The following is a 6673-nucleotide window of genomic DNA, read 5'->3' on the forward strand; positions in this document are numbered from 1 at the left end:
ATGATACTGCGCGGCAGTGTCTTCACGGAAAGTGCGCCAGAGCCAGGATCAATGAGCGCCATCACGGTCCGGGTAGCTGCCAGGGGGCCCGGTAGCAGGCTGGCGGCTTCACCGGGAAACGGGTGGGGTCGAAGCCCAGCGTCAAAAGCCCTGCAAGGGGGAGCGAAGATGCGGTCCGCAGCATGACGCGAAGCCTGCGGCGTCGTTAGAGGTCCCCGCCCATAAGGGTGGGGGTGAAGAGAGAGCCGAGCCGCCGAAATCACGGTGAAGGCCATGGAAGGCACCGAAGACCTGGAGATGCAGGTGCCGAGGAACTCTCCGGCGTATGGGGCGTGGAACGTATCGACAGTGGCGGCGGGAACTGGAGAGGCCCTCCCCGGCTCGACGATCTGCGAGATGCCGTCGTGCGGTGTGGTCGTCGGAAGCGATGGCGCTCTATAACCAGTGAACCTGGGAAATGAGTTGTCGGCCGGAAGGGAGTCGGAGGCGGTCATAGTACCGATCGAGCCCGCAGGACAACACAACCTGGGGTGAGGGAAGGACCGCTACGTGTGTCGATGCGTGCTGATGTGAAGGAGGTGCCCGGTGAGTGCCGTCGAGGCTAGTCCCGCCGCGAGTGGATCTGCTGTGTTGGATCCGGTGCGTGCCTTGCAGCACACGCTCTACCGGACAGCCAAGGCTGACTCCGATAGACGGTTTCATGCGTTGGGGGACAAAATCATTCGCAGTGATGTCCTCATGCGCGCGTGGTTTCAGGTGTATCGCAATCAGGGTGCATCCGGCATTGATCGCATCACCGTGGACCAGGTCAAGGAGTACGGGGTGACCCGACTCCTCGATGAGCTGGCCGATGAACTGCGGGAGGGACGGTATCGGCCGTTGCCGGCGCGTCGGGTGTTGATTCCGAAGCCCGGAACGACCGAGCAGCGTCCGTTGTCGACCCCGGCAGTTCGTGACCGCATCGTGCAGGCCGCGACCAAGATCGTGCTCGAGCCGATCTTCGAGGCGGACATGCGCGACTGCTCGTTCGGGTTCCGTCCCAAGAGGGCGGCGCACGACGCGTTGCAGGTCCTCGTCGACGAGGCGTGGCGGGGGCGACGGTGGGTGGTGGAGACGGATATCGCCGAGTGTTTCGAGGCGATTCCGCATGATCGGTTGATGCAGGCGATCGAGGAACGCGTCTGCGATCAGTCCGTGCTCAGGCTGCTGCGCGCGATGTTGCGGGCCGGGGTGATGAGTGACGGGGTGGTGCGCAGGGCGGTGACCGGAACACCGCAGGGTGGGGTGCTCTCTCCGATGCTGGCGAATGTGTATCTGCACCGGATAGATCGGGTGTGGGACGTTCGGGAGCATGGAGTGCTGGTCCGCTATGCCGACGACGCGATGATCATGTGCCGGACCAGACAACAGGCCGAGGATGCGCTCGCGCATCTGACGGGGCTGTTGGCGGAGTTGGGGCTGACACCGAAGGCGAGCAAGACCAGGATCGTGCACCTGGCCGAGGGTGGGGAAGGCCTGGATTTTCTGGGTTTTCATCATCGGTGGGTGCACAGTCGGGGCCGCACCGGTGCGAAGGGAATCGGGTTCCTCGCTCGATGGCCATCGGACAAAGCGATGGCACATGCCCGGGAGTCGATCCGTCGGTTGACGGTTCGGTCCCGGACGTTGCTGAGCGTGACCGCGATCGTGGGATCGGTGAACCGGTTCCTGCGTGGGTGGGCGGGATACTTCTGTTACGGAAACTCGTCCGCGAGGTTCGCCAAGATCAGGGGCTACGCGTTGATGCGGTTGGCGGGCTTCGTCGCCAAACGCCCCAAACGTAGTCGAGCGTACGGTCGGGCGGTGGTGTTCGGTTCCTCCGACGACCAGCTCGGTCTGATCCGCTTTGAGGGAACTGTCTATGCCCCCAGGCCCTTCCGGGACTGGCGGAGGAAGCCGAATGTTGGCGGTGAACGACCTCGGTGAGCCGTGTGCGGGAGAACCGCACGCACGGTTCGACGGGCGGGAACTGGAAACGGAGCATCCTGGATAGGGTCGGGAAGAAGAACAGCAGATCGGGAAACCGAACTGCTTCTGTGGCTTCACGGCCTACGTCCCGGAACTGCCACCGCGCCAGCTCCCGACCCTACATTGGAACGGCACTGTTTCACCGACGGTCAGGTCATCGACACGATCACGCCGCGGCACGGCCGCTCGGTGGTGAATAACTCCCGTAAACGCGCCGAACCGGTGTGGGATCCGGCGGAATATCCGAATGCGTGGCGGGCGGTGTGGCAGTACTCGCGCAGTCGCGCCGCTCGTGACGAGAAGACCCTCAACGCGCAGGAAGCCCGCGCCCGGGCGGTGGTCGACGGGGACGCGGTCCCGAAGTCCACGCGGTTCGTGACGGTCACCGCGAAGGGCCGGCGACTGGACACCGCGTCGCTGGAGCGAGCCAGGATGCTCGTCGGCCTGAAAGGCTACGTCACCAATCTTTCTGTCTCGCTGATGGATCCGGGAGAAATCATCGCCAAGTACCACGAGTTGTGGCATGTCGAGCAGTCGTTCCGGATGTCGAAGACGGACCTGCGGGCACGGCCGATCTTCCACCGCACCCGCGACGCGATCGAGGCGCACCTGACCGTGGTGTTCGCGGCATTGGCCGTCTCCCGGGTGGTGCAGGACCGCAGCGGCCTCGCGATCGGCAAGGTCGTCAAGCTGCTGCGGCCGCTGCGGTCGGCGACCATCGCGCTCAACGGCACCCGGCACACCTTCCCGCCGCAGGTCGATGCCGACCTGCAGGCCCTGCTCGACCGGATTTCGGGGTCCTGACTCACGCACTAACGAAATGAGCCAACTCGGGAGACGCTTCTATGCCTGTGTGTCAAGGCTATTCGGGTGCGAGTTGTCTTTCGAGATCCGGTGATCGGCAACTCAACGCGTGATCGATGTCGTCGCTCGAATTCGCATGAGCTGTGATCGCACCTCCCGTGCCTATGCGGCGCGTCGCCGGGGAGTACGCAGTGACGAGCATCGAGCCGGTGACCGCGCCGACCCCGGGAATGGTCTGCAGTCCAGGCGCGAGAGCCTCGGTGAGCTGCGCGAGCTGACGGTGGTTGACCGCAGGAGCTCGGTCTGGTCGAGCACGGTCCTAGCGAGCTGCGCGCTTCCTCACGGAAGGCACGCATCGGCGGCTTCGTCGCAGCCTAGTGGTCGAGATCGGTTCTGAGCGCTTGACCCGTCCTCGATCGCTACGTCTCGATCGTCGTTTCGATGGGGACCAGCAGTTGGTTGGCGATCTCCGTATAGAGGTCGATATCGGTTTCTGGGGTTTTCAGTGAAACGATCAGCGAGTAGCGGATCGGCAGGTCGATACGTTGCTTGTTGTTGTTTCGCTTCCACCAGCCACCGATGGGATAGACGGCGAGCAGTCCAGACTGTGCGAGGTTCTGCCCAGAAGTTTCCCAAATATCTTGATGCAGTGAGCCATAGGCGCGGTTTCGGCTACCTAGGATCCAATCGATCTGGCTGGTGGAGGGACCGAAATCTCCGAGCTCGGCCTTGCGTGCCTCGCGGTTGACTCGTTTGAGGAAGTGCGGCTCGTTCTCGAGTGGGTCCTGAAGTTCGAACCGAAGCCCATGTGAGGCGTACGAGTAGCGATGTCGCCAGCCACGGCGGGAAGCGGTTGGCTCGATGAAGTACGACAGGGTTACTCGCAGAGTGACGTCAGCGGCATCGAGCTCCTGCAGGGTCGCCGAGGGCCACGGGAGCCGATGCAGCCGGAAGTGTGGCATCGCGTAGTCATTCCCGATGAAGGGTTTGAATTCGTCTTGCACAACCATGGTGACCGCGTTGTTCGCGGAGTGCAGAATATTGTCCTCGGTGGGCACGCCCCACCCGTAGCGGCGAAGGATGTGCTGCTTCGCCTCGAGTCCGTCCGGCGCCGCAGCATCGATGTGCGCGCGCATCTGCGGAGTCCACTCGGCGGCATGTACGAGAAGGCCACGGATGGTCTCGGGCCAGTAGTTGGGATAGACCGCCATAGCCTGCGCTGCTAGTCGCGATGCCTGCGCGGTCGCGGCGCTGGTCGCATTCGCCGAATTCAGGGCTGTGTCGTTGGTGGCGCCTGTGGTGCGCAGTGAGAGCAGGGGGTGGCGAGTGTCGAACATCGTCCCGTCGGTGAGGACGTTGCCGCCTTCGAGGACGATGTCCGGCTTGATCGGCCATGGTTTGGTGCCGAACGCCTTCGATGTTCGGCTGTGCGGCGACAGTTCGCCACGCTTGGCCAGCGGAATCCACCCGGTGTATTGGGGGTCGATTGGGGAATCGACGATGTCGGTGTAGGCGCCGACAGTGAGAGCATTCCACGCCTGACCGGGATCTTGGATAGGGGCACCCTCGGAGTGCGAGAGATGGTCCGTAACGTACTTGTCGACATTTCCGGCGGACACTACGACCAGACGGGACGCGTCCGGATCCGGTGTAGTGAGTACCTGCCACCGGTCTCCATTTCTTGCGATCTGAACGCCGGCGATCAATGCGTCGAGGGTGGAGGACCAGAGCGTTGGCTGACCAGGCGTATCGGGTACGTCGGACACATTGGTGACCGGCAGGCAGAACACTCGTGGCCGCTGCGATTGGGCTTCCGGCGACGAGATTGCCTGAACGGTGATGTCGCCGTAAGCGATCGGGTTCGTTCGTGGCTCATATTTGCGAGGAAGAATGCGAACCGATTCGAGTCCGTGCCGTAGAACGACAGGTGCAGTACCGATGAGCAAGTCATCGAGTGAGGTACCGAAAAGGGCGACCCCGGCCATCGAGGTTCCATGCCCCTCGAGGTCGAATCCGTCGGATCCGATCACGGTGTGCAGATCGTCTTCGTGCAAGGAATCTTTGATCAGGAGATGTGTGCGGGCAACGCCGGAATCGAGATGGCAGACTGCCGGCGCCGTACGGTCGGCCGCAATCAGCCGGTCGATCAGATCGATGACGTAGTCGTCTTGCTGGTCGACGGGCAGGTCCTCGATGGTGTCGATGAACTCGGGTCTACGGACTTCCGCGACGGGAACTGCAGTGAACGGAAGATCTTGGAGCTGGCTCCACGTCGCTTCAATCCATGTCACTACCCGATCCGAGAGTTCGAGTACCCGCGTGGACATCCGCATGTTTCGCTGCGAGGTGTAGGTGGTCAGGACATCGACTGCGTTGATCTCGGGACGAAGCCATACTTCCCACCAATACCGGCCACGTTCGGCTGGTTCACCCGACGACTGCCAGAGATCCCGAAGTACCGTGGCGCGTATCCGTGCAATGTTCGCGACGAGCCCACGATTGGCGGGATTGCCCTTTTCGCTGTCGCGCCCCGGATCCATATAGTCCGTGAACAACTGCAGGAAGTCGGCGCGGTGTTTGTCGTTGATCCAGACGACGGCTCTCTCGGGGATGCCACGAGCGAGGTCTGCGGCGCTAACAGACAGCAGCAACCATTGGGGAAGACTGTCGCGCCGCCTACTGGACCGCTGGAGAGATTCAATCTTGAGTGGGTAGTCCGCCAGCGGGCCCTCAAGTGTCACAACGGATCCGAGGGCATACAGCTCCTCGATCGTTAGCTTGTCGTCGAGTCCTTGACGGTGCTGGTCGATGTCATTGAATGCGGACGTCAACTCTTTGGTACGCGCGTTACCATGTGCAGCACGATCCGCGACTGGACTGATCTTGGCTTTGTTTCGGCCACCTCGGCTGAAAACTTGGTCGCTGGATCTGCGGAGAACGAGAAGGTGTTGAAGCTGGACAGTAGGGTCAGTCAAGGCTGGCCGATCGTCGAGCCGTTAGGGCAACCCGCAAGTCGTCGACAGAGACGCGGGCGGTCCCTGCGAGTAGGGCGGTCTTGGCTGCCGTTTCTGCAGCCCGGACGATGTCGGCGTGGGAGAGTCCCGTGGTGCAACTCGTGAGGCTGGCCCACCGCACTCCGCGCGCCATCGTCCCCAGCCGGGCTTTCATCACTGCCGTTGCCTGTTTCCCGTCGGGCAAGGTGTAGGTCATCACCATATCGAACCGGCGAAACAGAGCTCTGTCGAGGATGGATCGGTGATTGGTCGCGGCAACGACGAGGCTTTCTGGGCTGGCGTCCTCAAGGAATACGAGGAAGGAATTCAGGATCCGCCGGGCCTCACCGACGTCATTTCCGGCGCGGTCACCGCCGAGAGCGTCGAACTCATCGAATAAGTACACCCCGCGTTGCTCGGCGATGGCTTCAAACACGGTGCGGAGCTTGTTGGCCGTCTCACCCATAAATCTGCTCATCAAAGTGTCGAGGCGCACGGTGATCAACGGGATGGACAGCTCGTGGGCGAGCACGGAGGCGGTCATGGTCTTACCTGTCCCTGGTGGGCCCTCCAACAACAATCGGTGCGCAGGGGTGAACCCGTGGTTCAGCAGTGCCTTGCGCTGACGCTGCTCGGCAAGAACTCGCTTGACGTGGCTCATCAGGTCTTCGGGCAGAACGAGATCACGCAGACTCACTTCGGGGTGTGTCGCGGTTACAAGTTCGGCGAGGTCACCACGTGGTCGCACGATGGAGGTGACGTTGTGTGCGGGTCCGTTGGAACGCGATGCTTCAATGGCAGCTTTAAGGTCCTGAGCTAGACGGTGCTGTCCCTGCCGGCTGGCCTGAGCAGCAACCTGCATGGCGACG

At 62.4% G+C, this 6673-nt stretch carries 3 protein-coding genes and 1 pseudogene; 2 read left to right on the plus strand and 2 right to left on the minus strand.

Annotated elements, in window-relative coordinates:
* Positions 1-585: 585 nt before the first annotated feature.
* Complete coding sequence (ltrA, locus tag I0Q12_RS04745) at positions 586-1965, plus strand: group II intron reverse transcriptase/maturase (protein ID WP_197250855.1); 1380 nt, start codon at positions 586-588, stop codon at positions 1963-1965.
* A gap of 163 nt (positions 1966-2128) precedes the next feature.
* Positions 2129-2811 (plus strand): annotated as a pseudogene (locus I0Q12_RS04750) (IS1634 family transposase); the annotation flags it as partial.
* A gap of 419 nt (positions 2812-3230) precedes the next feature.
* Here the strand turns inward: I0Q12_RS04750 and I0Q12_RS04755 are convergent.
* A complete protein-coding gene (locus I0Q12_RS04755; protein ID WP_231610012.1) occupies positions 3231-5642 on the minus strand; it encodes a S8 family peptidase in 2412 nt (803 codons plus the stop codon).
* A gap of 136 nt (positions 5643-5778) precedes the next feature.
* On the minus strand, positions 5779-6673 hold an 895-nt coding region (locus I0Q12_RS04760), incomplete at its 5' end, for an AAA family ATPase (protein ID WP_197250857.1).

Source organism: Rhodococcus sp. CX (assembly GCF_015865005.1).
Lineage (GTDB): Bacteria > Actinomycetota > Actinomycetes > Mycobacteriales > Mycobacteriaceae > Rhodococcus.